General features: G+C 36.0%; 27 protein-coding genes. 2 read left to right on the forward strand and 25 right to left on the reverse strand.

Translation table 11 applies throughout. The annotated features are described in order from the left end of the window. Positions 1-193 precede the first annotated feature (193 nt). Together P0077_RS01065 and P0077_RS01070 are read left to right on the forward strand one after the other, a co-directional pair. Positions 194-1,561: an FGGY-family carbohydrate kinase gene (locus tag P0077_RS01065; protein WP_276167333.1), complete on the forward strand. Its 1,368-nt coding sequence runs from the start codon at positions 194-196 to the stop codon at positions 1,559-1,561. Positions 1,562-1,575: 14 nt separating this feature from the next. After that, on the forward strand, positions 1,576-2,727 hold the full coding sequence (locus tag P0077_RS01070) for an alpha-hydroxy acid oxidase (RefSeq protein WP_276167334.1): 1,152 nt from the start codon (positions 1,576-1,578) through the stop codon (positions 2,725-2,727). Here the strand turns inward: P0077_RS01070 and P0077_RS01075 are convergent. From P0077_RS01075 to P0077_RS01200, 25 genes are all read right to left on the reverse strand, one after another. Continuing rightward, positions 2,724-4,520: a sulfatase-like hydrolase/transferase gene (locus tag P0077_RS01075; RefSeq protein ID WP_276167335.1), complete on the reverse strand. Its 1,797-nt coding sequence runs from the start codon at positions 4,518-4,520 to the stop codon at positions 2,724-2,726. The genes P0077_RS01070 and P0077_RS01075 overlap by 4 nt on opposite strands. 78 nt (positions 4,521-4,598) lie before the next feature. After that, complete coding sequence (locus P0077_RS01080; RefSeq protein WP_276167336.1) at positions 4,599-5,375, reverse strand: M90 family metallopeptidase; 777 nt, start codon at positions 5,373-5,375, stop codon at positions 4,599-4,601. A 496-nt stretch (positions 5,376-5,871) separates the two neighbouring features. Further along, positions 5,872-6,795 (reverse strand): metallophosphoesterase family protein, encoded by a 924-nt coding sequence (locus P0077_RS01085; RefSeq protein WP_276167337.1) that lies wholly within the window; start codon positions 6,793-6,795, stop codon positions 5,872-5,874. Between the two features lie 45 nt (positions 6,796-6,840). Beyond that, positions 6,841-8,739 (reverse strand): metallophosphoesterase, encoded by a 1,899-nt coding sequence (locus P0077_RS01090; RefSeq protein WP_276167338.1) that lies wholly within the window; start codon positions 8,737-8,739, stop codon positions 6,841-6,843. Positions 8,740-8,876: 137 nt separating this feature from the next. Next, positions 8,877-10,400: a RagB/SusD family nutrient uptake outer membrane protein gene (locus P0077_RS01095; RefSeq protein WP_276167339.1), complete on the reverse strand. Its 1,524-nt coding sequence runs from the start codon at positions 10,398-10,400 to the stop codon at positions 8,877-8,879. Between the two features lie 24 nt (positions 10,401-10,424). Continuing rightward, complete coding sequence (locus tag P0077_RS01100; RefSeq protein WP_276167340.1) at positions 10,425-13,958, reverse strand: SusC/RagA family TonB-linked outer membrane protein; 3,534 nt, start codon at positions 13,956-13,958, stop codon at positions 10,425-10,427. A gap of 142 nt (positions 13,959-14,100) precedes the next feature. Then, positions 14,101-15,060: a FecR family protein gene (locus P0077_RS01105; protein WP_276167341.1), complete on the reverse strand. Its 960-nt coding sequence runs from the start codon at positions 15,058-15,060 to the stop codon at positions 14,101-14,103. Positions 15,061-15,171: 111 nt separating this feature from the next. Beyond that, entirely contained in the window at positions 15,172-15,729 is a 558-nt protein-coding gene (locus P0077_RS01110) for a sigma-70 family RNA polymerase sigma factor (RefSeq protein ID WP_276167342.1), read from the reverse strand. A gap of 1,145 nt (positions 15,730-16,874) precedes the next feature. Then, positions 16,875-17,093, reverse strand: coding sequence for an MBL fold metallo-hydrolase (locus tag P0077_RS01120; protein WP_276167343.1), 219 nt, complete (start codon positions 17,091-17,093; stop codon positions 16,875-16,877). A gap of 814 nt (positions 17,094-17,907) precedes the next feature. Continuing rightward, positions 17,908-18,483, reverse strand: coding sequence for a YdeI/OmpD-associated family protein (locus P0077_RS01125; RefSeq protein ID WP_276167344.1), 576 nt, complete (start codon positions 18,481-18,483; stop codon positions 17,908-17,910). A gap of 301 nt (positions 18,484-18,784) precedes the next feature. Next, entirely contained in the window at positions 18,785-19,141 is a 357-nt protein-coding gene (locus P0077_RS01130; protein ID WP_276167345.1) for an iron chaperone, read from the reverse strand. Beyond that, complete coding sequence (locus tag P0077_RS01135) at positions 19,142-19,519, reverse strand: DoxX family protein (protein ID WP_276167346.1); 378 nt, start codon at positions 19,517-19,519, stop codon at positions 19,142-19,144. After that, positions 19,520-19,984, reverse strand: coding sequence for an SRPBCC domain-containing protein (locus P0077_RS01140; protein WP_276167347.1), 465 nt, complete (start codon positions 19,982-19,984; stop codon positions 19,520-19,522). Positions 19,985-19,987: 3 nt separating this feature from the next. Further along, positions 19,988-20,314, reverse strand: a complete 327-nt coding sequence (locus tag P0077_RS01145; protein WP_276167348.1) for an ArsR/SmtB family transcription factor — start codon at positions 20,312-20,314, stop codon at positions 19,988-19,990. A 187-nt stretch (positions 20,315-20,501) separates the two neighbouring features. Further along, positions 20,502-20,744, reverse strand: coding sequence for a methyltransferase type 11 (locus P0077_RS01150; RefSeq protein WP_276167349.1), 243 nt, complete (start codon positions 20,742-20,744; stop codon positions 20,502-20,504). Between the two features lie 405 nt (positions 20,745-21,149). Beyond that, the gene (locus P0077_RS01155; protein ID WP_276167350.1) at positions 21,150-21,650 is read right to left on the reverse strand and encodes an SRPBCC family protein; all 501 of its coding nucleotides are present in this window, start codon (positions 21,648-21,650) and stop codon (positions 21,150-21,152) included. Next, positions 21,643-22,155 (reverse strand): SRPBCC family protein, encoded by a 513-nt coding sequence (locus P0077_RS01160; protein ID WP_276167351.1) that lies wholly within the window; start codon positions 22,153-22,155, stop codon positions 21,643-21,645. The genes P0077_RS01155 and P0077_RS01160 overlap by 8 nt, the downstream gene beginning before the upstream one ends. Next, positions 22,145-22,477: a metalloregulator ArsR/SmtB family transcription factor gene (locus tag P0077_RS01165; protein WP_276167352.1), complete on the reverse strand. Its 333-nt coding sequence runs from the start codon at positions 22,475-22,477 to the stop codon at positions 22,145-22,147. Before P0077_RS01165 ends, P0077_RS01160 begins: the two co-directional genes overlap by 11 nt. A gap of 176 nt (positions 22,478-22,653) precedes the next feature. Further along, the gene (locus tag P0077_RS01170; protein WP_276167353.1) at positions 22,654-23,106 is read right to left on the reverse strand and encodes a DUF1569 domain-containing protein; all 453 of its coding nucleotides are present in this window, start codon (positions 23,104-23,106) and stop codon (positions 22,654-22,656) included. 3 nt (positions 23,107-23,109) lie between these two features. Continuing rightward, positions 23,110-23,487 carry a nuclear transport factor 2 family protein gene (locus tag P0077_RS01175; RefSeq protein WP_276167354.1) on the reverse strand — a complete coding sequence of 126 codons (378 nt, stop codon included), beginning with the start codon at positions 23,485-23,487 and terminating at the stop codon, positions 23,110-23,112. Between the two features lie 18 nt (positions 23,488-23,505). Then, complete coding sequence (locus tag P0077_RS01180) at positions 23,506-23,922, reverse strand: VOC family protein (RefSeq protein ID WP_276167355.1); 417 nt, start codon at positions 23,920-23,922, stop codon at positions 23,506-23,508. A 14-nt stretch (positions 23,923-23,936) separates the two neighbouring features. After that, positions 23,937-24,347: an ester cyclase gene (locus P0077_RS01185; RefSeq protein ID WP_276167356.1), complete on the reverse strand. Its 411-nt coding sequence runs from the start codon at positions 24,345-24,347 to the stop codon at positions 23,937-23,939. A gap of 51 nt (positions 24,348-24,398) precedes the next feature. After that, the gene (locus tag P0077_RS01190; RefSeq protein ID WP_276167357.1) at positions 24,399-24,860 is read right to left on the reverse strand and encodes a DUF2703 domain-containing protein; all 462 of its coding nucleotides are present in this window, start codon (positions 24,858-24,860) and stop codon (positions 24,399-24,401) included. Positions 24,861-24,933: 73 nt separating this feature from the next. Beyond that, positions 24,934-25,476, reverse strand: coding sequence for a sigma-70 family RNA polymerase sigma factor (locus P0077_RS01195; protein ID WP_276167358.1), 543 nt, complete (start codon positions 25,474-25,476; stop codon positions 24,934-24,936). A gap of 21 nt (positions 25,477-25,497) precedes the next feature. Continuing rightward, positions 25,498-25,896, reverse strand: coding sequence for a VOC family protein (locus P0077_RS01200; RefSeq protein WP_276167359.1), 399 nt, complete (start codon positions 25,894-25,896; stop codon positions 25,498-25,500). Between the last annotated feature and the right edge of the window lie 16 nt (positions 25,897-25,912).

Genomic DNA, 25,912 nt, shown 5'->3' on the forward strand with positions numbered 1-25,912 from the left:
CCATGAATTACTTGGTTCATGGAAGTGTTTTTTTAATGGCGGTATTCTAGAATTAAATCAAATCAAAAATTGCACCCATTATTAAACACAAAATATCAGCTCTACTATTAATAGCCAATTAAAGACTTAATTTAGAGTCTTCCAGGTTTGATATAACATAAATTCTTAATACCTATACTATAATTACGAAACCATGAAAATGAAAGTAACGGCCGTATTCGATATTGGAAGAACAAACAAAAAGTTCTTTCTTTTTGATGATAACTTCCAAGAAGTACATCGTGAATATGTTCGTTTTGATGAAATTAAAGATGAAGATGGATACCCTACCGAAAATCTTGAAGCCCTAGAAAAATGGGCAATAGAAGTGTTTGACAAAATGATTGATTCTTCTGAATATGAGATTGAATCATTAAACTTTTCTTGTTATGGAGCAAGCCTGGTTCACATAGGGCATGACGGAAAGCCAGTCACTCCGCTGTACAACTACATGAAACCTTTAAAAGATGATATTTCCGACGCCTTTTATACAGCTTACGGTCCAGAAAATGAACTATCAAGAATAACTGGATCACCTAAATCAGGAATGCTAAATACGGGCATGCAATTGTACTGGTTAAAAAAATCTCAACCAGAAATTTTTAAAAAGATAAAATATTCACTTCATCTCCCACAGTACCTGAGTTACTTATTTACAGGAATACCTGTTAGCGAATACACCAGCATTGGTTGCCACACCTTGCTATGGGATTTTGAAAAAAAAGAATACCACCAGTGGGTCTATAAAGAGGAAATTGATGAGAAACTACCTCCTATTGAATCTTCGAGAAAAACGAATTTGATACACTACAAAGGGCGTAAAATTAAAATTGGTGTTGGAATCCATGACAGCTCTTCCGCCCTCTTGCCGTACATCCGCAGTATTACCAAACCGTTTCTATTGGTATCTACTGGAACTTGGAGTATATCTATCAACCCGTTCAATGAAGGGATGCTTTCTCCGGACGACATTATAAACCATTCGCTTTTTAATATGAGAATAAATGGAAGCCCCGTAAAAGTTTCCACCTTGTTTTTGGGCAATGAATACAAGCTGCAAGTAAAGCTTTTATCGGAGTATTTTAATGTTCCCCAAGACGCTCATAGAAAGGTAAAATTCAATAAAGATCTCTTTTTTGAAATCAATAGAAATTTTGCGCATATGTTCAAATGGGAAAGTATACCATCTGATAAAATGCCAGAACAGACCTTAATACCCTATGATAATTTTGACAAAGCGTACCACCAGCTACTGTTAGAATTAGTATTGCTGCAAGAGAAAAGTATCAAAGCTGCCATTGGTAATTCCAAAATAAAACAATTGTATATAGATGGAGGTTTTAGCGACAATGAAGTATATATTAAACTGCTTTCACAGTTTATGAACAACATGAAGCTTAGAACTACAAATTCTTCATTAGGTTCGGCCCTAGGTGCTGCCATTGTTATTTCGGACAAAGTTTTGGAACCCAAATTTCTCAAAACCAATTACGCCGTTAAAAAGCATGTACCATTTATTTAATATAAGAAATAGTTATGGCGATGAGTTTCAATTCCGACTATCCATCCGTAGATGATTTACGAGCAAAAGCTAAATCCAGAATACCAAAGTTCGCTTTTGAATATCTAGACGGGGGGTGCAACGAGGATGTAAGCCTTACCAGAAATACTGCAGAAATACGAAAAATTCAACTGCAGCCTCGGTATTTAAGAAACTATGGTACAAGTTCTATTAAAACAAAAGTGATGGGTATGGAGTTTGATGCTCCTTTTGGAATTGCCCCAGTTGGTCTCCAAGGACTGATGTGGCCCAACACTCCCGCTATTTTAGCCAAAGCAGCCCATAACCATAATATTCCATTTATACTCAGTACAGTTACCACTATGGATATTGAAAAGGCAAGCGAGCTTACTGAAGGCAATGCCTGGTTTCAACTATACAACCCCGTAGACGATGCCATACGAGATGATATAATATACCGTGCCGAAGCTGCAGGTTGCCCCGTTCTCGTTCTTTTATGTGATGTACCTACATTTGGATACCGACCACGTGATTACAGAAATGGATTGGCATTACCCCCAAAAATGACAATCGCCAATATTCTCCAAATTTTAGGAAAGCCAAACTGGGCATTTAACACTCTAAAATATGGTCAACCCACATTTGAAACCCTAAGACCATATACTCCTGAAGGGCTCGATTTAAAACAACTGGGAGCATTTATGGATAAAACCTTTTCTGGCAGATTGAATGAGGAAAAAATAAAACCTATCCGGGATAAATGGAAAGGTAAGCTAGTTCTAAAAGGTGTTGCCTCGGAGCAAGACACCCAAGATGCTATACGCATGGGGTTTGATGGTATTATTGTTTCCAATCATGGCGGACGACAGTTAGATGCAGCTCAATCAACCATAAATACTTTAACTGAAATTGCAGCAAAATATAGCGACCAGATAGAAATAATGATGGATAGCGGGCTTCGTTCAGGACCTGATATTGCCCGTACAATGGCAAGTGGCGCCAAATTTACATTTATGGGTCGTTCTTTTGTTTATGGCACAGGTGCATTAGGAAATAAAGGCGGTGAACACACTATAAGAATGCTTAAAACACAGTTCAAACAGGTTATGGATCAATTGTGCTGCGAACGTGTTGAAGATTTACCGAAGCACTTAATTAAACATTAAGAACCCCGAGTGAGCCCAGGTTTTTCATTATCTATTATTCTATACTCCACCACTTTACTAGGCTTATACCCGATTCTATAGGCTTGTGCTATAATCTTACTACCTTCTGGTATTTCAAATGGTTCTTGATAGACTTCCCATACCTTAGGAGTAGTTCCGTCCTTGTCCATAACCTTGTACCCTAAAGAAGCCCCCTCCGTTGAGCAAGTAGGTTTTATCTTGTTATTTTCAATGGTAATTTCCGGTTCTGAAGTTATTGGTTGACTCTCTTCTCCTTTCCATAACTGGGCAATCAACTCTCTTTCCGGAAGATTAGGCTGGTCTCCTATAACATTGAGCCAACGGTCCATTTCGTTCCGTAGTTCTTCTAACTTTTCTTTATAAGCAGGATTTTTAGCTAAATTATTCACTTCGTACGGGTCCGTTTTACAATCATATAACTCTTCCACATCTTTATTTTCCCTAAACCAAAGAGATTGTATACTATCTAAATTGCCTTCATCCCGCAAACGTAAAAGCTCCTTCATAGTGGGTATTCTTTCTCTGTATTCCACTGGTAAATAATAGCCCTGTTCAGGTCTATAATTCCGAATGTATTTATATCGGTCATCACGCACGGCACGAATTGCATCCGTAAATCCATCAAAACGGTCTGCTGCCGCATGAATATATTTTCTCTCTTTTTCGACCTTATCTATCCCTAAAAAAGCCTGCCCTTGAAGGTATTCAGGAGGCTCTACTCCTGCCAACGAAAGAAGTGTAGGTGCAAAATCTACAAAACTTATCAATTCGTCTCTTTTGGTTTCTGCTTGTTGTTGATTTGGAAACCTGACTATCATAGGGGTATTCAAACCTGAATCATAAATAAGACGTTTTTCTCTAGGTAATGGTCCCCCATGGTCTCCGTAGAAAAAGATAATTGTATTCTCCAAAAGACCATCATCTTCCAATTGCTTCAATACAGCTCCAACTTGCCTATCCATTTCAGCAATATTATTGTACATTTTCCACATATCGCGATGCACCTTAGGCGTATCCGGTAAATACCGAGGAATACTAAACTTGGTGTCTTTTGGAAGATGAACAGGAGTTTCGCCTTCTGTCATGCGGCCTTTTTCCCATTTATAATTCCTATCTCCTGAATGATAATGTCTCGTTTCCGAATTTCTAAATCCATAAGGTTCAAAAAGTCCAGATTCATGTGTATCCGTAAAGTTAAAAACGGAAAAGAAAGGTTGGTTACCGTCTCTATTTCTCCAATGTGCATAAGAACTGCTTTCGTCCCAAGCCGTTAAGGGAGCTGTAAACTGATAATCCTGTTTATCATTATTAGTACAGTAGTACCCGTTCTTACGCAATAATTCACTAACCATACGAACCTCTGGAGGCGGAACCGCTCCATAAATTGGTAATCCTGTAACCTCTGGGTAGGAAGTAGTCCTCATATGGGTGGCACCAATACTAGACGGATACATTCCCGTAGTAATGGCCGCTCTACTGGGAGCGCAAACTCCAGATGTGGAGTATAAATTAGGATAAACAACTCCTTCCTTTGCTAGTCGGCTTAGATTAGGTGTCACAATTGTTGAGTCTCCAAAAGAAGGTATATAAGACCCCATGTCTTCAGTTACCAACCATAGAATGTTGGGTTTTTCCGGTAATTCTATTTCTGAAGTAAGTACAACTTCTTTTGTTGTTTTATCAGTTTTAGATTGGCAACTTATAAAAAGAATACTTATTAAAATAAGTGTTACCAAAAGGTGTTGTTTTAAAGGTGTTCTGGTGGTTTTCATATCGATCTATCTTCTTTGAACAATAAATATAAATATTGAAACTTAACGCTATTCATTCCCTTCCATAGAAATTTTAAATCAAGAAGAAAACCGATATATTTTCTTCATTAAACTATAAAGTTCCGGATGCTTTTTTTGAAAGGACTTAGGGTTGTTAAAAAAATACTCACTAGCTACACTCAAAAACTCTACTTCACTGGTAGCTCCATAAGGATTAATGTCCGATTCTCTTTCTCTAATATTATCAATCTCTTTATGCATCAATTTTAGCCAAGGTGCAACATACTGCTTTTGCATTAAACTTTCAGGTATACCGTCTACCGCACCGTCTGCCTTATCTATTAAATGAACAAATTCATGTATGCCCACATTTGATTTAGAATATTTATTTTCAAATCCGGCGCGAAGAGCAGGCAGTGATAATATCATCAACCGATTCATATTTCCCGAACCTACTTTTCCTAAAATATTACGTCCTTCACCTTCGGTTTGATGGTCTTCATTAAAACTACCTTTATAAAGTAACACCTCATTTATGTTACGAAAACGTAATTCCGGAAAGCCGAATAGAGGAATAACAGCACCAGAAGCTACTAACAATCGGTCCGTGTCATTTATTTTAATCTTCACCCCTGTAATAGCAACATCAGCAAAAAAATATAAAATTTCTTCCTCAAAACGAAGCTTATCAGTTGTAGACAAATCAGCATAAAAAGACACTTTTTGATTCAGGATATCTCTCCAATCTTGGGTAAAAGATTTTAAATCCACCTTCTTTTTATAGAACCAAATTCGCCAGACAATTAGTGAAACCAATAGTAGAAGAGGAAGAACAATAAAGAAATTAGCGGACATAATATATTTTAATGTTGATATAGTCAATAATTACTGATTGTCTACCTTAAACACAAGAATTGCATCTAAAAAACGATAAAAACCACCTAGAATTTAAGTAAGCGAAAATAGCCACTAGTATCATTGAAATACTTATAAATCCAAGTTTTAAATTAAGCTATTTAAAAACAAAAAACCTCATAAATCAAATGACCTATGAGGTTTAAGTATAATTTAAAATAATTTCTGTCGGGATGACAGGCTTAAAAACCCAAACACAACCAACTAAAAACCAGCGTTTTATATATAAACTTACAAAATAAGACATCAATTAAGACATCAACGAGAACGTTTTAAGCTTTCTGTGTAACAAATCTAAGGAAATAATTTTAAATAGCATTAATCCTGAAGCCTCCATTAGACCCTCCAACGGTCTTGCCCCAGTTCTTCATGGTGAAGGTGTATATAGCTTTACGGACTTGCATATAATAATATTATATTTTTCACAGAACTTATTTTAAAAACCTCTGTCCTGTCCAATTGAAATGTTTTGTTTTCTCGCTCTTTTATACCCATTTAAATAAATACTATTCAAATGGAGGTCTACAATAGAGAAACTGTTATTTTCTATTCCTTGAAAATCCACCATCGCATTTTGCGTAATGTATTGGATGTTGTTAATTTCTTCAAGATGCTCTTCGTGAACATGTCCCTGAAATACAGCCTGTACTTTGTTTGAGTTTTCCAATATTTTTTGGGTCTCGATATGTTCATTGATGTGGTATCTTTTTCCGTTTCTTTCGTATTTAAACAATGGATGGTGACAGAATACGATTGATGGCTTTTGCGTTTTCTGTAAATCTGTTTTAAGCCATTCCAGTTGTTTTCGGGTTAAATTGGGATTCTGCCAGTTATCACCTTCAAGGAAGAAATGGTCAGTTCCATCTACATTGAAATTTGCATCCAGAACAATAAAGTGGTATCCCAGAATTTCAAATGAGTAATAGCTTCTTCCGTTTGGGATACCGGTATTTTCAATATTATCCAAAAATTGTGTTTTGACAATACTGTCCACGTCATGATTACCGACACAGTGGAAACGCGGACCATTGAACCTTGCATATACTTCCTCTAGCTTTCTTGAAAATTGTAAGGTTTCAGCCGGGTCTCTATTACGGCCTTCATCTTTAAAATCACCAAGGTGAACCACAAAATCTACTTTTTCCTTATTCATTACGTTCACAAATTCAGACATCTTATCAACTGCACCTCTATAAAATCTTGTGCCCATTGGCTCACGATCTGCATAATGCGAATCTGTTACGAGTCCAAATCGAAGTATTGGATTATTACTCCACAATATTGGATTTGACAAGAAATTGGCCATTCCTAATTTTCCATTTTGAATTATAAATTCCCTTCTTGTAATTTCAAAGCTCATATTCGGTATCATATTTTATAGTCAATTGACGTATTTCATTATTGTCTATTTGTGGGCTAGTTCAAATGGTGAAAAAGGAGTACGCCCGTTTATTTCATCCCAATACCCAAAACCAAGTGCCTTTCTCCAATTTCTTTGGAAACTTTGTATATCCAACTTATGATACCCTTTTTCTAATACGAGCTGCACCACCTCTTGTTGTTCATGTTCTCTTTCAATAATTGGATTCCCGTCAATTTTAATGACAAGTCCTCTCGAACCGAGACCATAAAAAGTGTAGGTCCCTGTTCTCGGGACATCAAGATACCCTTCTATCTCAATAGCCCAATATTCTTCATCAACATGAAAATCATCCAATCCTATAACGGACAATATCCCTTCCGTTGATATATTCTCCTTACGTAAATAGGTATCTCTTTTACCTTCCCAATTACCTTTGTATAGTTTATATTGCAGTCCTCGTTTAGCAGTTTTGATCTTTGTGGCTTTTAGCTCAGACGTCTTGACAAATTTTTTAAAAACGGTCCTACTGGCCTTTCCATCAGGGCTAAATGCCCTAGCCTTTATTTCTTTGCTATCCTTCAGCAAAACCGGTTCAGTGTATCTGAGTGATCTCAGCGACGGTTCGCTCCCATCCATAGTATATCTCAAGTTAAGCCCGTCAAGTGCCGCTTCCATTTCAAAAACGGTTTCATCGTGAAAGGTATATTTTTGGCTTTTGATGATGGGTGCGGGAGGTTGTTTTATAGAAACTTTGTCCTTGTCTCGATCCTTATCCAACTGAAAGGAATCTACAACCCTACCTTGATGATCTATTGCCTTAAACAGAAGAGTTTTGTCATAAATGGCAAACGTACAATAATGGTGTCCCTCATATACTTCCAAACTAAACCAATTTCTAGTAGGCGTAAATGATTCCAATCCACCGCCAGCACCCCCAGAATTAATATAAACAGTACCTTGTCTTTGGTTTATTCTATTGTCCCTAAGTGGCCATGTTCTTTCATAGACATGCGTATGCCCGAACAAACTAAAATCCACCCCATAGGTATCATATAATTTGGGAAGATCTCTAACATGATTGTTTCCCATTCCTGAAATTGCCCCATTAAATGTATCCCCATGATCATTGGACTCTGAAGAATAGGGAGGATGATGATGGACAGCTATTTTCCATACAGCAGTGGAAGTTGCCAGTTTTTGCTCCAACCAATTGTACTGATTTGACCCTTCACTGATATCCCGATTGGAATCTATCATAAAGAATTCGGCATTCCCATACTTAAACGTGTACCAATACTCTGGAGCTGGGTTGGCCATGTATTGATAATAATAATCGGCATCTCCCTCGTGGTTGCCAAGAACAGAATACATTGGTATTCTTGACATTAAATCATGTCCTGGTCCTAGAAACTGATATACCCATTCTTCTTTATTAAAGCCCCAATCCACCAAATCACCCGCATTTACGACAAAGTTGGGTCGTTCTTTCCATACTGCAGTGGCAATAGAATCCCAAGCCCATGGCGTTCTCTTATTTAACTGGGGATCACCAACCAAAGCAAACATAAAGGCAGTAGTATCCCCAACTACAGATTTAAACGTATAGGTTTCACTCTCCAAAATATTGCCCACTTTATCATGGGAAATCACCTTCCAGAAGTAATTGGTTTCTTCCTCCAGATTCTTTAATTCCACCTCGTGCATTAATCGTTCCCCTTTTAAGGCCATTTTCGAATTTAACAATGGCTTTTCCGCGTTCTTAATAGCCTTACCGTACCAAACTTCTGATGTTGAAGGGGTGTTTGTTTCCCACAATATCCGTATACTGGTTTTTGTGGAATATTGTAGGTAAGGTTTTACAAGGAAGCTTTCCTGTTTTTTTTGGGCTACACTTGTTGTAATTACTGTAAAAAATAATAGTAAATAAAGTTTATTATACATAATAATCGATTCGATGATTGAATAGTTCTTCAGAAACTTCTCTGACGTTTAAAATTTCTTTTTCAAGTTAGACGAAAAACATTTTAAAAGAGCTGCCTTGCATTGCAGCTCTTTTTTAAAAATAAAATTATAGAAACTTAATATCCTCTATTTTGGGGCAATAAATTAGGATTAAGTTCAATCTCCCTTTGAGGAACCGGTAATAGATACCTATCAGGAAATGCCGCTAAAAATTCTTCATAGGTACCCGCAGTATAAACATCAAATGTTAAAGGAATCTCCTTTCGAACCACATCGAACCATCTTTTCATCTCATAACCAAACTCCCAATAACGTTCTTGAATGACAGCATCATCAAATTCCGGTTGGGTTAAAGAGTATGTGGGTATTTCTGTTCCTGCTCCTCTACCCCTAACTCTCACTGCATTTAACGCATCATAAGCATCAGCATTAGCACCGTTCAACCTGTTTTGAGCTTCTGCATAAATAAGCAATACCTCAGCATATCTGAACAGCACTATGTTTTGGTCGGATTGTTCCCCCTCTGGTCCTTCTGTACCGTAAGTATATTTCTTAATGAACCCAGCTTCTCGGGAATCTTTTAGAAAATACTTTCTTTCATCGGGTTGACCAATATTGTTTACATTTCTATATACTTGATTGGTAAAGTTGCCATTTCCGTCAATATCGTTTAAAAATTTTTGGACAACTGGGTCATTGTTCAAATAAAACGTAACCTCTTTTCTAGGTCCATCAGGAAACTCGTCCATATACCTTCTGAATGCTCTTGACCCAGGGTTTGTAATACCATTTCTAATTGCTGTACTAGCGAACAGTGGATTACTATATGCAGTTCCAGCATCGGTAGAATAGATAAATTGAAAGATAATACTAGAATTGCCATTCTGTCCTGAAGAATTATAGTTATCTACATATTCTCCCAAACTATAAACATTGGAATCTATTATTTCCTTAGCTACAGACGCTGCATTTGCATAGTTTTCTGTCAAGTTCAGAGGGGCCCCTGCCATTGTCAAATATACCTTAGCCAAATATGCTTTAGCCGCACCCGATGTAGGTGCTCCCGGCAAGTTGGTTGGTTCTAGCAGTAGTTCTGCCCTCTGAAAATCAGAAATAATTTGTGCATAGACTTCTGTTGAACTTACCCTAGGTGCATCAGCTCCCAAGTTTTCCAATGAAGAAGAACCCGACAACGAAAGTGGTACATCACCATAAAACCTAACTAAATAGAAATAGGTAAATGCCCTTAAAAAATAGGCTTTCCCCAAGATATCATCCACCACACCTTGAGTCCCGTTTTCAGCCAGATCTATATTCTCTATCACGCTGTTCAGGCCATTAATAGCCTTATAGGATTCACTCCACAAATTTTCAAAATCAGCTGGTGTAAAACTGTACGTATCTATAGTTGGACTAGATTCAACCGCTTTACTTCCACTAGTTGGTTCATAGTAATTGATATTCTGTAAAATTCGTGTAGCACCATTTACCAAGCTCTCAAAATTTCCTATACTCTGAAAGGTATTGGAGGGCGATTCGAAGCTATAAGGTGTTTCCACTAAACTTTCACATGAAAACAATGAGATACACATGCAAAATATTACTGCAAAACGTTTATTTAATAGAGTAACGTATTTCATAATTGTTCTTTAAAATTCTTTTTATTAAAATTCTACTTTTAATCCTAAAGTATAGGTCCTAGCTCTGGGATAGCTATTGAGTTCAAAACCTCTTAAACCATCATTTTCATTTGTAGCTAACTCAGGGTCATACCCCGTGTAATCTGTCCAAAGCTTTAAATTTTGACCGCTGAAGTATAGCTTTAGACGATCCAAACCTATTTTTGAAGTAACATTCTTAGCAAAATTATAGCCCAATGTCACATTGCTCAACCTAACGTATGATGCGTCTTCCACAAAAATATCTGACAGCCAGGCATCTTTCCTTGTAAAAATATTAGTGGCACTCTGTCTTGCCTCAGTTTGGTTTATTGTTCCCGTATAATCAACTCTTTGGTAATATCCATCCAGTTGATTTGTCGGATGCCATCTTTCTCTACCCCTATAGCCTGTAGCCCCAACATCTTCCATATCAAAACGATTTCTTGCACCTTGGTTATAGATTTCACCCCCTTGTGAGCCTTGGAATTGAATGTCCAAATCAAAACCTTCATATGTGGCGGAAGTATTGAAACCCCATGTATAATCTGGATTTGCAGAGCCCAAATAGACTTTGTCATTTTCATCATAAATACCATCATTGTTCTGATCAATTACTTTGGCCGTACCAGGTATTTGACCGTAACCGAAGGCTTCTTCTTCTTCTCCCAATTGCCAAACTCCAACATACTGATAACCATAAATTGCACCTAATGGCTGGCCCTTAATTAGGTACATGACATCATTTAAAGGAATAGACTCTTCCTCAGGAGAGCTTAGCTCCAAAACTGTGTTCTTATTGAATGTTATATTAAATCCTGCATCCCATCTGAAATCCTCATTCTCAATCAGAGCTCCCTCCACCAAAAGCTCCAACCCTCTATTTTCCACTTCTCCTACGTTTTGTAACACGGAGCTGAATCCGGACTGACTGGCCAAAGTTCTCAGGGATAATAGATCACTGGTCATTTTATAGTAATAATCCGCCGTAAAATTTAACCTATAATTAAGCAATGAAACATCAACACCAACGTTTGTTTGTGCTGTTTTTTCCCACTTTAAATTGGGGTTTGCCACAGTATTAAAGGCACTACCTAATGAAAGCGAGCTACCATTAGTAGGATAGTTCAAGCCTGTACCTCCCGTGGTTATATGAGATAGCGTTTGGTAAGGATCAATAGCTTGGTTACCTGTAATACCATAAGACGACCTCAACTTTAATTTATCGATGAAAGTATTATCTTCTAGAAATTTTTCATTGGAAATTCTCCAAGCTAATGCCGTTGATGGAAATGTGCCCCATTTGTTGTTGGCTCCGAAAACAGAGGAACCATCAGACCGTAAAGAAACAGTAGCCAGAAAACGATTATCATAACTATAGTTAATCCTTCCCATATAAGATAATATCACTCTTTTTTCCTTGTAGGATGATTTATCAGATACAATTTCAGCAGTTTGTATCGCATTAAAACCTGTAGCATTGTTATTGAAACCTTGCACGGCTATGAAGGATTCGGTACTTGTTGTATATTGTTGTTCAAATAAACCTGTAAAAGCCAAACTATGCTTGTCAAAATCCTTTTTATAAGTTAGGATATTTGAATTTTGCCAAAAAGAACTTTCTTGCGTAGTAATATTACCGGTTCTTTCACCGTCATATGTACTTCCTCCATTAATAAGTTCATTAAAATAACTTCTATTATTACCGTTTGATGTAATAGAACCTCCTGTAACTTTCAATTTTAAATCATCAAAAAGTTCATATTCCAAATATGCAGACAACGTATTACTATTTGTTATAATCTCCCTTTCTGGTTCAAGTGCCGCTGCAACAGGGTTTATTAAGCTTCCTCCGTTTGGTGAAGAATCACCAAATCCACCATAACTACCCCTATGGTTAAAATATCTCCCTACTAATGATTCATTGAATGTATAGGATGAGCCTGTAGTATTATCCGGGTATTTAACTCCTAAACCCACAGGCAGCGCATACAAGGCGGCAGACACAACGCCAGAATCACCTTCTCCAACTGGATTATCATTTTCATGTGACAAAAATATAGTTGCTCCAACACTTAAATGATCGCTGGCTTGGGCATTCATACTTGCACGTAAATTAAACCTTTCATAATCCGAATTGATTATAAGTCCTTCTTGATCCAAATAGCTCCCTGAAATATTATAGGATATTTTTTCATTTCCACCACTGATACTCAAATTATAATTGTCAGTAATACCAGTTCTAAATATTTCATCTTGCCAATCAATTCCTATCAATCCGTTTCCAGCATCGTCAATTGCCTGAGGATGATAATATAGCCAGGTCATAGACCTATTTCCGTCAGCGTCTGGCATTAATATCTCTTGATCCGTTGGGTAATTATAATCAAATAAATCATTCCGCTGCTGTGAGTATTTTGCATATTTCCGCCTGTTATTCGCTGAAATCATATAATCAACAGGACTAAGTACCATAACTTTCTTAGGAACCTCTTGACTTCTTACAAAATGATCGAAAGTAATTTGGGCTTTCCCTTTTCGACCTCTTTTGGTAGTTACCAATATTACGCCATTAGCTCCCCGAGAACCATAGATAGCTGTAGAGGACGCATCTTTTAAAACTTGTATAGATTCTATGTTATTTGGGTTTAAACTATTGAAATCCGCACCGATAAGACCATCAACCACAATTAGTGGAGAGTTGTCGCCTATAATCGAATTGGCACCCCGAATTCGAATTACTTGATTTCCTCCGGGTCTACCTGAAGGTGTGCTTACCGAAACTCCCGGAACCCTACCTTGAAGTATTTCCGAAGGTTTGGTAACAGGCTGTTTTTGAAACTCATTTGAAGATAAAGAAGAAATAGATCCGGTCAAGTCACTTCTTTTTTGGCTTCCATAACCAATAACTACCACCTCATCCAATTGAGCAGAATCCTCTTGAAGGATAATGGAAACCTCGTTTTGTGATTTAATCGGAAATTCTTGGGTAAGAAACCCCATATATGACACAACCAAAACCGGGTTTTCAGTTGATGTGTTGATAATAAAATTGCCATCAAAATCAGCAGTCGTGCCATTAGTCGTTCCTTTTTCCATGATACTAGCTCCTGGTAGGGGGGTGCCCTCACTATCCATTACCATACCGGTAATTTCAATCACAATCGGTAATTTGACTTCTTTAATGTTTTTTGGTAGCTTGGAGACCGAAATACTACGATTGGTTCTTTTGAACTTAAGTAGGTGTTCCTTAGAAAGAATACACAGGAGATCGTACACCGAAACTTGCCGTATGTCAAGAGAAACTCTACCTTCAGTCACTTTGACTTCATTATTATAGAAAAAACTATAGCTGCTTTGATTTTCGATACTTTTGAATACATCCAAAACCGAACCTTTGCTAACATTAATGTTTACTTTCGTGTTTTTTAGCTTTTGTCCATATGTAGAAGCAAATAATGGATTAGCTAGTAATACCAATAAAATATAAATTGATAATTTGGTCACCACCTTTAATAATTTGAATAAATTAGTTGTCATCACAAAAAATGAGTGTTTAATGGTTTATTATAACTGTTAAGCGCCTTGGCAGTCTGTGCTACTCTCCAAAGTATAAATACAGGCTGCCTTTTATTTTATTAATTGGTAGTCATATCATAGGCAAAAGGATTTTAAGTGTTTTTTAATTGGAACATTTCCCTGCTAATACAATTGTATTGGCTCCATTTCTTTTATAGGTAAGACCTTCTTCTACAAAAATCACCCCCTCTAATACTGTTTGTAGATTTTCTTTATTGAATATTCCGGAGAATTGACATTCTTTTATGGCTTGCGTATCAAATTCAACCTTTACTCCATACCAGCGACTCAATTTTCTAGCAACTTCACCTAGAGTTGCATTTTCAAACCTTAAAATGCCATCTTTCCATCCTAAGGATGAAGTAGTATCAACCTGTTTCTTTAAAATATCATCTAATTTCTTATTATAAACCCCTTGTTGGCCAGGTTCTAAGAAAACTTTTACATCTTTTGAATTAACCTGCACCTTACCAGTGACAACCGTTACAGCCAGTTCTTCATTTTCCGGATAGGCATTTACATTAAATGATGTTCCCCATACCGTTGTACTTATGCCTCCTGACTTTACAATAAATTTCATTTTCTGGTTCTTGGTTACTTCGAAAAATGCCTCACCTACCAACTCAACCTCACGAGAACCATCATTGAATTTTCTGGGAAACGTTAATTTGCTACCCGAATTCAACCTAACTTTGGTGCCATCACTTAAGGTTATCTCCGATTTTTGTCCATATTCTGTAATTCTCACCATTTCAACATTGGAGTAATCAATTTGCTTTTGGTCCAGAATATGATAGGCAATGCTCCCCAAACCAAAAAGTAGTGTTACACTTACCGCAATCTTAAGGGGGATAAAAAAGCTTCTAGAAACTTTTTTATCCTTGGGAAGATTTCTCAAAATACTCTGATACACACCATTACTATTCTTAGCGTTCCATTCTTCTTGGGAAAAGTAATTCCCGAGCATACGTTGGTCAAATTCCTCCAAAGCCTCCTCTTCTTCTGGTTCAATGGATTTATTTAAGTATTTGTTTAATATATTTTTAAAACGAGAAATATGCATAGTGCTAGACTTTCATAAGGAAGAGTCGATATCACAGTGAACTCACATGAAATTTATTAGAGTTAACCATTGCTTAACAAATGAAAATATTTAAGCAACATTAAATTAACCTTAGACAAAAATCCTGACCAAGAGAAGAAGATCTTTCCTAACTTTTTTAAGTGCCGTTGATAATTGATTTTCAACAGTACGCTTTGATATATTGAGGTTGATGGCAATCTGGTCATTCGTAAAACCATTCAAACGACTAAGGACAAAAATTTCCTTACATCGGGCCGGGAGGGTTTTTAAAGACTCATGAATCGAATATACTAATTCTTCATAAGTGGTTTCCAATCGTTTTCCTTCTTCTGTTTGAAGCAGTTGCACTTCATCTAGTTGTACTTTCTTGAAATTGTCTTGCTTAGAGAGGTGCCTATAACACTCATTTCGAAGACTTGAAAACAAATAAACTTTTATATTCCTCGCCTCTATATTTTCCCTCTTTTCCCAGTATATCGACCAGATGTTCTGAAGCAAATCTTTGGCCAAATCCTCATCAGCCAATAACGCTCTAGCATATATATACATAGGTTCCCAAAGTATATTAAAAAGCTTGATGTAAGCTGCATGGTTTGAAGCTTTGACCTGCTCGTTTAGTAATGAATAATAAGTATTATCCTCCTCCATAAACTATGGTATCATTATTGCAAATAAAACAAAAGCAATTTCAAACTGCATTATTTAATTGTAAAGAGTTGGGAGAGACAGTCTATCAAACTCAAAAATAAAATATGATTTAGCCACGTTTTATTGATAAAGAGGCCGGTATATCCTTCCCAAAAGCACCTTTTTTGTCACCCTATGCCATGAAATGCGAATCACACCAGTATGAAAAAAACTATTATAACACCCATATTATCAGATATTTATATCACTTATTATATTAGATGCTGTTTAACTTCGAAATCAGATTTAGGCCAATTCATACAATTTTCAAATAATCTTATGCCATATCCTTGAATTTTAAATCTTTTTTAGAATTGTCTTTCAACTTGCTCTTTAACTGCATCATCCTTGCTGATTTTCTTTTCGATGACACGGGCATATTTTTGGATCGTGGACAGTTTGGTATGGCCCAACCTTTTAGAGACAGTCTCATTAGGAATATTGTTGAGAGGTACCACGGTGGTCGCAAATGTATGGTGCGACACGTGAAAGGCCAGGTTATTTTCGATATGACAGGCTTAAGAAAACCTGAATACAAAATTAAAAACCAGCGTTTTATATATAAACTTGCAAAATAAGATATCCATTAAGACATCAACGAAAACGTTTTAAGCTTTCTATGTAACCAATCTAATGAAATGATTTGAAATACCACTAGGAAGGAAATTGCTTATATGTTCTGACATATATCCTAATAACGGGCATAATTAAAATTTTTAAGTTGCTCCCTTATAGCTGGATTTTGTTCCTAATTACCTAAAAGTATTACCCCAATCGTAGTAACCTCCAAATGTTACTTTCTGAGCTCGTTCTTTCAAGCAACCTAACAATTTCAGCTGTATTTCCGTGAAGGAAACATGGCAAGATTGTGGTTATGGATATCGGCCTTTCAAAGGTAATTTACCAAAACCATGGGTAAAGATTACCTGTTGCTCTACCAATGTTGTGGTAGTTCTTGTGATATGAGCTGCAATAATAAAATTGGCCCCTTAGATAAAATAAAGGGCCAAATATCATTCACAAAATCCGAAGCCGTCACGCATTCTTTTCTTACTTCGGTTTCCTTTTTTTGATTTTAGAAAACTAAGATCTGGAAGTACCGTCCTTTAGAAGCATCCTTGTAGTGAGATAGAGTAAAAATATATAAAGGACAGTGAGAAAAGATAGACCATATGCCAGTTCCCATAATGCTGTGCTTTTTGAAGGTATATATCGGTGTCGGGGCGCGGATCGATCACAGCGGAGCCTCCGGTACTATCGTCACATACAAAATAAGAAACTTGGGCAATTCCTTCGGTCAATATGGGTTCCAATCGTAAACTCATCCTAGATTTTTTTAAAATTAAAATTTATCCGACTACCAAAATCCACAAATGCATTCAGATTATAAATTATTACACTTATAGTATCGGCTATTTGACGGGATTACATGGGGAAGCTCCTACCCTGTTCCTCTTGGTAGTCCTTGCTACGGATTATGTGTCTAAGGAAACCCATAATAACCTGATGACTCAAATTTTACGAAAATTCCATAGTTCAAAATTTCTATAATCCAACTATAGTTGTGTCGCAATTCATTTTTATTTTGACTTAAACGCAAAAGTAATTGGCATAGGCACGCCTTTATAGCATTCTATTCCCACCATGAAGCATTTAATAAATTTTGCTGAAGTCTCTTAATAAGCAGAATATCATAATTATCCGCTATGGGGAATTTAGGGTGTCGAGCCAGTTTACCTATTTATAACTTCCTACAAGCTCAATTTCCGTATTCTTAACTTCACTATTACAATAGTAAAGATAACCGCATAGCCGTTATTGCCCTCAAGTCTCACCCAACAGGGACACGCCAAATAAAATTGGCAAATTTGGAGATACGAATTGCTTGGAATCGATGTTGTTGTTATCAAAATTGCCGATGGAACCGTCAAATTCCCTTAAAGGGGGAACAAAGAATTCCCCAGATTCATGGTACAAACCGTAGCCTTACTATTCTAATAAGACAAAATACTGAGATATGACATGGATTGCAGGTTTCCTTGTAATTCCATATGATTTTTTCTACATCTAATTGATTTCTATCACCTTGTAGTTCAATCTCCCACGTGCGCATCTCCACTCAATGTAGGCCTTATTATTTTAATCGTTCAAACCTTTCCCAATCAAAATATGTGGGAGATATTTTTTAATTCTGGCATGGCGTGTTTTAGATTGCTTCGCTTGGGAAAAATGGAGTAAATAGGCTCTTTGTCTCCCTGGGGTAAGACTATAAAAAGCTGTTTTTAAATCCGGATTCCTATCAAATGATTCTAGGAGCTCAATAGGAATATCAAATTCCGAAGTTTTTTTCATTTTAACTTCCAAGCCTGCCTTCTCAACTGCTATGGCTTCAAAAATATAGGCTTTGATAATTGCTCTCAATTCGTTTATTTGCTTACTATCGGTAAAACGTATCTGACGAGCCGATTGTACATTCTCGGTTTGTCGCACCAATATATCCCCCGTATCCTTTAGTAATACTCCTTTGTGAAATAACAATGCACAATAGTCCTTAAAACCATGAATTAGCACAATATTCTTACCTTGGTCGGTATAGCATGGATGCATCCATTTAAAATCCTCTTTCAGACCACACTCTAAACAGATTTCTCGCAATAACTTAGTTTCTTCTTTCCAGTTCTCTACCTTTTCGATGTACCGGTCAACTTTATCCATTTTACGATTGTTTTTAATGCATTTAATGTTTGATGTAACGGAGACAAAAAGTTTACTTGACTCCCTCGATTGCTATCATAAAGAAAAGCTCTAGGCTTTTTCTCCTATATATTAAAATATTCCTTATATTAATAAAAAGGCATCTGATATTGAGCTAATTTTTGAATCCTATCACCTGATACCCTGTCTTTTAAGTCAAAATAGAAAGAAGTACTATGTTTGTGAGGTTTAAGTTTTATTTGAAATGCCCTATCCTATTTTAAAGCCTCTTAACCCATGTTCTTTGATCTTTCAAAATTTTTTACAATTCGTTCAGTTGAGCTTGTTCCTTAATTAGCTGTTTTAGTTCTGCTTCGGGAATTTTTTGATCGAACTTAATTTGGACTGTCTTCTTACCCGTTTTATAGCCATTATCCTCCAATACTTTACGCATGTCATCTGATAGGGAATCTATGCCAAAGCTCACGTGCTTTTTAGCCAATGAAAATCCGACAAGTATCCCGTTAAGTTTGTAAATTGGCACATTCCAACTGATTCCACCTTCAGCGTTTGGTGCCGTAGATTCAATTAGGTTTTTAAGTTTTATCATTACCTCCTGGGCTTCCGCTGGTGATAAATCAATAAACTCATCGACGGTCTTTGGTTTTATGTCTTTCATTTAAATTAATTTTCTATTTGCTGGTCTAAAATACCAAGAAATAAATGTTAATACCAGAAGCAAGCTTGGACCAAAAAAGGTTACTGAATCATCTCCCACTGCTAAATGCGAAACAATCGCACCGGTCATCACAAAGACGAAACCTGCGTATGCCCATTCTTTCAATAATGGTAGTTTAGGAATGAGAATTGCTATCACTCCTAGAAATTTCCATACACCCAAAATACTTAACAAATACAGAGGATAACCTAGAGATTCCATACTTTGAATGTTCTCTTCTAATTGTAACAATTGTACAACTCCAGTAGATAACATTCCTAAGGAAAGCCAACTCGTGGCAAGCCAATAGATTATTTTATTTCTCTTGTTCGTTTTCATTTATTTTAAGTTTGTTAGTATTTCTTCTAGTTTATTATGGGCCATATTTAAGCCATAAGCAAATGGTAACTTTAGCTGCTCAGCTCGGTGTTTTTCTGATTTGTATATAATCTGAATGGTTAACCTGCTTTTGTCTGCTGTAAGTTTTTCAAAATTTAAGAACTCCAATTGCACCCCTATGGACATATTTTCCATTTCAAAAGTTCTAACGATTTCTTGATTGGGTACCACTTTATGAATGGTTCCGTTGGCCTTAAACATTATATTTCCCCCGTGTGAGGTTTCAAACGCATAACTTCCGTGATTTTTGTTTTCTAGTTTTAGTACCTTCGTACCCATCCACTGTGAGACAAACTCACCTTCGGTATATGCTTTGTACACTAGTTCTACTGGAAGGTCAAATTCCCTTGTTATGGTTAATTCTTGTTTTCCTTCTGAGGCATTGATTTTAGTTTTTTCTTCCATTGTTTATTTTGTATTTGATTGATGATTCTTCATAACAGCCTCCAAGGTATTAAATCGAGCGTCCCACATTTTTCTGAAAGGCTCAATAAAATCAGCTATTTGTTTCATACCGTTAGGGTTAAGCTCATAGTATATTTCTCTTCCTTTTTGTTCCTGTTGTAACAACTCACATTCCGTGAGAATTTGTATATGCTTAGAAATGGTTTGTCTGGAATAGTTAAAATTATCGGCAATTGCACTTGGTGTCATTGCACTCGTAGCAACCAATGTGATAATAGCTCTTCTTGTTGGGTCAGCTATGGCCTGAAATACATCTCTTCTTAATTTCATTACGCAGTTATTTGACTGCAAATATAAATGCAGTCATTTGATTGCGCAATTTTTTTAAAAGAAAATACTTTTCAAGTATGTTTGGGTACGTTGCAAGAAGTGGATGAGTGTAGTAAGTAAGTTATGAGTAAATGGAAAGAGCTTTCTATAAATAAAAGGCCATATGGTGGGAAGCAGTCTTATAATTTCAGTAATTAATAAGTTCTATTTGAATATTGTTGCTTTTACCATAATTCAGGACGCCTCGGATATCTATGGAAATATTACCTTCAATCCTTAATACATTATCGCAATCCTCTAAATCGAAATTAATAAGGTAATCCGGGTATATTTGATTGAGGTCATAAACTATTTGCTTAGCTAATCGTTGATTGCTTACATTAGTTTTGAATATTTCAACGGTACTCTGGCCTTCTATTTTTATACTCATTAACTTTTATTTTCATCAAAGTATGAAACAACTGATGATTGACCCCGATGGAATGGCTCTTTCTTTTACCATATATCACCCAAAGATTTATTTTAGACGGTAGCAATGCTATTGGTTACGCTTTGGTGCAAAAACTACGTTTGTTAACAATGGACCTATTACTATTGGAAAAATAACATTAGATATAATTGCTCTTGTTTTAAGGACAATAAAAAGCAACACCCAATACCTCTACAAAACCTACCAAAGGCATAAGCTATCCTATTTCCGAAAATAGGGACATTCCATATACCATTTTTTCGTGCAAATTTTATGGAAATGGCATATAATGGATAAATTTATTTCAGCCTGCATTAATGAACATCAGCACAAGGACCAGACCTAAAATAAGGAAGACTCGCCTTTTCATTTTTTAAGGATTATTAGTAATTCATCCAATCTGTCTAAGGTAGATTTAAGGCCCTCTTCCATTCCCATATCTATTATAGTTTCTAGATCTTTTAGTAAATTATAGGTTACAACGGTCTCAACTTTTGATTTTTCATTCAAATCTAAAAAACTTACGTGCCATTTTGCTCTTGGCATATCCGAGTTCAGATTTCCATTTTCATCACAAAATCCATCCAATGATTTGTAATAATCAATAGGTTTAATTTCAGTAAAATCCGTTCGCCCCCAATGTTCTGTCCCATTTGGCTCTACCATAGCGTACAACCAATGTCCACCTTCTTTAAAATCCATCGTCTTTGTTTTGGCTGTCAATGGTTTTGGCGCAAACCATTTCTCCAATAGGTGACTTTTCGTATAACAATCCCAAACAAGTTGCCTTTCGGCGTTAAATTCACGCACAATTGTAAGTGTGTTATCCTTCTTGTTGACCAAGAAGTCAAATTGCAGTTTATTCATTGTTATTAGTTTTAGTTAATAATAATTGGTCTAAGTTTAAAAGAGCCATCTGGAAACCATCCTTAAAGCCCATTTCAATCAATGTTTCAATGTCTTCTAGTTTATCGTGTTTTAAGGTAATATCTACTAGGGTAAAATCATTTTTTTCTGTAAAAACATTCGTCCATAAGGAACGTGGCTTTATCGTATTTTCATGACCATTTTCATCACAAAAGGCATCTAACCAAGTTAACAGTTTGTTTGTTTCAATCGCTTTATAGACTGCCTTACACCAGATTTTTTCGTTTATAGGGCTTACCATTGCATAAAGCCACATGCCCCCAACTTCTAAATCCAAGGTTTTAGTTTCTATATAATAGGGCTTTGGTGCCCACCACTGGTTAAGTAGTTCAGCTTCTGTCCATGCCTTCCAAACCAATTCAAGATTGGCGCTGAATTCTCGCTGAATATTGATGGTTTTATTTTCCTTGTTCACGGAAAAATTGAATAACAGACTATTTTTCATTTTTTTTGTCTTTTAGCGTTTCCAGTAAATTATCTAGTTGATCAAATCGATTTTCCCAAATGGCCCTGAATTGCGTCAGCCATTTATCGATTTCCTTCATTTTTTCCACTTTTAGCTTGTAGTATATCTCTCTGCCTTGCTGATTAGCCTCCACTAAATCACATTCGTTTAAAATCTGAATGTGTTTCGAAATCGTAGGTCTGGCTGCATCAAAATTTTCAGCAATCGCCCCAGCACTCATGGCTTGTGATGTTAACAATACCAATATGGCGCGTCTTGTTGGGTCCGAAATGGCTTGAAAAATATCTCGTCTTAATTTCATTATGAAGTTATTTGACTACGAATATAAGTGATGTCATTTGGCTACGCAATATTTTGAATCTATTTTTTGCGAAATATATGAGGTTAAAAAAACAGGAAATTGATAGCTAAGGGTAGATATATAGTGTCCAGTCCTTTCTGCTAGAAGCGTTTGTCTTTAACAATTACCAATCCAATTTACAGCCCAAACTGGCGCAAATGGTGATCCGTATGTTTGTATACCAAAACTCCAATTTGTACTTTCGTCATTTTACCAAAGAAATCGTGAATGAAATCAGGGTTGTTGTAGTTGGCATAGGCTTGGATCAATCCAATCCATTTCGACTTTTCAGCTTCCACATTGCCCTCTAAGATTTTAGGCTTGAACTGGTCTGAGGTAGGGATGTTTTTATCCAATGGTTTATCATCTTTTATCATTCGCTTCAAAACTATTTTTCCAAGTAGTTTGCCCATTAAAGCTTGTTTGTAGGTGTGGTCCTCCCCACCTAGTATCCATCCATTCCAATAGGTATTATGTTTTAACATTTGAAAAACATTCATCTTTCCCCATTCAGGATTCTTATCGGCGTTGATTTGTTCAATCCGGTTGATTAATTGCTTTCTAGTATTCTGGTCGAAAATTGTTTTCATCGTTTAAATTTCTATGCAGTAGGACGACATTCTTTTAATTTTAGAGGCTTTGGCCCCCTGAAAGACATAAAAGTCTGAAAACGCATACTGCCTACCGTCTGGCATTTTCATAATTCCGTTGGCAGCGCCTTCTCTACCGTGCGATAAAATTTGGTCAATTATCAGTTCAGACGCTTTTACGAATTGCATTTCTTCTACAGCCTTGGTAAAATTTGCTTTTCCTTCGATTTTTTTGTCACCTATCATGTTCCAAGTAATGTCATCCGTGACACTTTCGCTCAAAAATGCTACATTCCCTTTAGCAAAAGCAATATTAAACTGTTTTATAAATTCCATTTTGGGTGAGTTGCCACAGTTTGGGCTTGATATTATCTTGGTCATTTTTTTTCCTTTTTCAATTTACATATGCTCATTATACAACAAGTTGAACTTATGCCCATCTAGGTCGGTAAATACACAAACGTAAAAGCCATTATCATCATAAAAAGCTTTCCTATTCTTATTAGAGTCGAATAAAATTTCACCCCCTGCCTTTTTAATTTCAGTTACCCAAGTATCATATTCATTCTTGCTGCCAGCTGCCATAGAAAACATAACTTCATTACCATTGCTTAAATCAGCAGTTTTACCTTCCAAACTTGATTCTAACTTTTCTTTTTTGAAGAAGTGAATCACAAAGTTATCAGGACCAAAAAGGAAGCTGACCAAATCTTCTGATGGACTTCCATTGAGCTCGAAATCCAAGGATTGATAAAAAGTTTTAGTGCGTTCAATGTTTTCTACGCCAAGGTTTGCCCAAATTTGTTTTGTTTTCATACTATTTTATCTGTCTATTGCGATTTCATCATCTTTTCTAACAAATCTTCAGGAATTAAACCTAATTGTTGAAAAAACATCAACTTATCAGGCATTGCCTTACTGTTTATTACTTTACCATCCTCCAATACATAAACACTTACCCCTTTAACTTTAATATTTTTCCCTGTTGCTGCAATGTTCCTATAATCGCTTGTATGTGTTCCCGCCCAATTATAAAAAGTCACAATATTATCATTGTCACTGTATATTTTCTCTATTTCAAATAGAATATCCGGGAATGATTCGAAGAGTGTTTTATTTACATCGTTAAATTTTGGGAGATATTCATTATCGATATATTTGTTAGCTTTATCTTTTTCCTTTCTGTTAAGAATTACATCATACATCTCCTTGATTATTTCTTTATTTTGTAATTGTTTCATCTCTTTGATTTAAATGAGTTAAACTAATGGGTATGCAAAGAATATTTAGTTTTAACTACAGCCGCAATCCGAATTTGTTACCTTTTCTTTGTTTAGGTATTGAAGAATGTATGCTGACATCTCCTTTTTTTCTAACTCTTTTTTTGGCTCAAAGTAACCTTTTAACAAAACCTCCATCAACATTTCTTTTGTGGGTTCAGATGTTGTTAAGCCATTCCAAGTCCATTCTCGTTTTTCAGATTTACTGGTTGCGTGATTAGGATAAAAATCAAGATTACCCACTCTTATCGTTGGGGATGCTATTATTTGTGCTTTTTCAGCTTCCTCAATCGTCTTCACTGATGTTGATTTGAAAAAGATTTCGCAATCCAAATTATCAAATAGTTTTTGTACCTCCTGAATTGCAGAAACTAATTTACCTTGAACCGTATCGCAGGCTGAACAAGAGTTATTTTCATTGCTAGGCATTTCTACTTGAATGAATTCTACTTTTAATACTTTTTTTGTTTCCATTTTCTTTTTGATTTAAATTATGATTTACCTCTAAGACTTTAGGAACACTAAAAAGACGCAATAATTTTCTTTTTTATTTTAAACAACAGGTTTTGGTTATATTGTATGACAGTAACTGATGCTCTGATGCTTCAACCTTACCACATTCTTCAAACTTTTCTTTTAGCATTTTTCTCGCCCTTTGAATTCTTGATTTAGTTGCTGTTACTGTTAAACCGAGCTGTTCTGCAATTTTTTTATGAGGTATTCCTTTGATATCTGAAAGACTCAATGGTAAAGCGTATTTCTTCGGTAGACTATCTAAAAAATTATGAAGCCAAACAAAAATATTTTCATCATATTCCTGCTGGTTTAGTATTTCTAAATTTTCTAATCTACTGTGTGATGCAGTTTGTTTTGATTTTTTATAATAGTCAATAATTGTATTCTGCGTAATTGTGTAAAGCCAAGCTTTTATATAAGTTACATTATTTTTTTTCTCGCAGTAAGTGATAACTTTTATAAGTACCGATTGCAGAATGTCATTAGCATCTTCTTGATTTGACACTCGTTTTCTTATATAAGCTTTTAAATCCTTTTGATAGGTTTCCCAAATGGTGTAAATATCACATTTCATATTCTCTTTTATGTATTAGATCTAACCCAAATTCAGCTGCCAAGAAACCCCGAACCTATCCCCTACAAAAGCAAATTGTTTGCTAAAACCATAGTTGTCCAAAGGCATTTTTACTTCCCCATTTTCTGATAGTTCTGCGAAAAGATGATCAATCTCTTTTTCGGTGCTACATTCTACCCAATTGGATACTGCTGGCGTGAAACTCCATTCATGTTGAATAAAACTGTCACTACAAATAAACGGTGTTCCATTCAGTTCAAAAATTGCTTTTACAATCGTCCCTTCTTTACCAGGGCCATCTTTACCGTAGCGTTGTACATCAATTACTTTGGAATTGTCGAACAGTTCTACATAAAAACTCATTGCTTCTTCAGCGTTGCTATCCTGAAATGTTAGAAAAGTGGAGATTTGTTGTTTCATAGGTTTGTTTTTAAAC

It is taken from the genome of Zobellia alginiliquefaciens, from assembly GCF_029323795.1.
Taxonomy (GTDB): domain Bacteria; phylum Bacteroidota; class Bacteroidia; order Flavobacteriales; family Flavobacteriaceae; genus Zobellia; species Zobellia alginiliquefaciens.